This window comes from Peterkaempfera griseoplana (genome assembly GCF_001418575.1).
GTDB classification, from domain to species: domain Bacteria; phylum Actinomycetota; class Actinomycetes; order Streptomycetales; family Streptomycetaceae; genus Peterkaempfera; species Peterkaempfera griseoplana.
In genome coordinates, this window is record NZ_LIQR01000436.1 from 1 (window position 1) to 1704 (window position 1704).

The 1704-nt window shown below is 73.4% G+C and carries 2 protein-coding genes; one reads left to right on the forward strand and one right to left on the reverse strand.

Annotation, left to right across the window (positions count from 1 at the left end; translation table 11 throughout):
• Nucleotides 1-28: 28 nt before the first annotated feature.
• A complete protein-coding gene (locus AOK09_RS28975; protein WP_055590209.1) occupies nt 29-877 on the reverse strand; it encodes a Bax inhibitor-1/YccA family protein in 849 nt (282 codons plus the stop codon).
• A gap of 279 nt (nt 878-1156) precedes the next feature.
• Here AOK09_RS28975 and AOK09_RS28980 point away from each other — a divergent pair, with 279 nt between their 5' ends.
• Complete coding sequence (locus AOK09_RS28980; RefSeq protein ID WP_055590210.1) at nt 1157-1615, forward strand: hypothetical protein; 459 nt, start codon at nt 1157-1159, stop codon at nt 1613-1615.
• Nucleotides 1616-1704 lie beyond the last annotated feature (89 nt).

Below are 1704 nucleotides of genomic sequence, written 5' to 3' on the forward strand. Positions count from 1 at the left end.
GCCCGGCACCGGTGCCGGGCCCGGGCGGTCAGTCGTCGCCGCGCAGGATCGCGATCAGCCGCAGCATCTCCAGGTAGATCCAGACCAGGGAGAGGGTGAGGCCGAAGGCGGCCCGCCAGGCCTCGCGCTGGGGGGCGCCGCCGCGGACGCCCTGCTCGATCTCGTGGAAGTCCAGCGAGAGGAAGAAGGCGCCGAGGCCGATGCCCAGCAGGCCCACCACGATGCCGAGCGGCCCGGAGCGCAGCCCCATGTCGGCGCCGAAGAGTGCGGCGACCAGGTTGACCACCAGCAGCAGCAGGAAGCCCGCCGCCACGGCCAGGCCGATCCGCTGGTAGCGGGCGGTGACCCTGATGCGGCCGGAACGGTAGGCGATGAGCATGCCCGCGAAGACCGCTGCGGTGCCCAGCACCGCCTGGATGGCGATCCCGGAGAGGTAGGTGTTCAGCGCCTTGCTGATCGCCCCCAGGAACACGCCCTCCAGGCCCGCGTAGGTGAGCACCAGGGCCGGGTTGACGCTGCGCCGGAAGCTGATCACCAGGCCGACCACGAAGGCGGCCAGGGCGGCGCCCACCGCGATCCCGTAGCCGTCCGCCGGGACGGCGAACCACGCCACCGCGCCGCCGGCGACCAGGGTGAGCAGCGTCATGGCCGTACGGGCCACCACGTCGTCCATGGTCATCCGGCCGGTGTCCAGCGGGCCGGCGGGCGGCGCCTGGTACATCTGCTGCAACTGCTCGGCGCTGAGCGGCTGCTGGTCGTGCGGGTAGCCGGTGTGGGGGGTCTGCGCCCCGGCGGACTGCGACGGTCCGAATCCCGCGTAGCCGGTGTCGCGGGTGAACGCTCCCTGCCGCGAGAAGACCGGGTTGCTGCTCCTCATGTATGTCCCTCCAGGGCGGCTCGCTGCCGCCCGCCATGGCAATGGTAATGCCCTGGTAAAGGGAAGGTCATGCACACCACGCGTGATCCGCCCCGCCCGGTCGCCCGGCCCGGGGCGCGGATACGGAACCCGAGGGGAAGGCTGCCCCGGCTCCCGGCCCCCAACACCCGGTGTCCGGGGCCCGGTGCTCCCCACGGCCCCGTCCGGCGACCTGTCAGAGCCAGCCGCGGTGGGCGGCCTTGAGGCCGGCTTCGAAGCGGCTGGCGGCCCGACAAGAACATGTACCTGGACATCCGCTACCCGAACGGCAGCTGGTCGGGGTGGACCGAGCTGGCCGGCGCCAACGGCGCCGCCACCTTCCAGGGCCCGGACCTGGCCCTCACCGGCCTGCCCGACGGCTCCTCCCAGATCCTGGCCATCGACAACAACGGCTACGTCTACCACGAGGTCCGCAGCGCCGTCGGTGTCCTCTCCGGCTTCCAGGCCATCCCCGGCGTCACCACCACCGCCATGGGCGCCGGCAGCATCGGCATCGCCGGCATGCCGAACGGCTCCGCCCAGGTCGTCGCGGTGGGCACCGACGGCAACGTCTGGCAGATCACCCGCAACGCCAGTGGCAGCTGGACGGGGTGGACCGCCCCGGCGGGCATCGGCGGGGCCGCGAAGTTCGCCGCGAGCCAGGTCGGCATCGCCGCCCTGCCCGACGGCACCTCGCAGGTCCTCGCCACCACCCACTGACGGTCACCGGCACGACCGCCCCGGAACGGCCCCGGCCGCAGGTGAGGCGGCGTACGGGGGGCAGCGTGCAAGGGCGGGGTGCCGGGAGG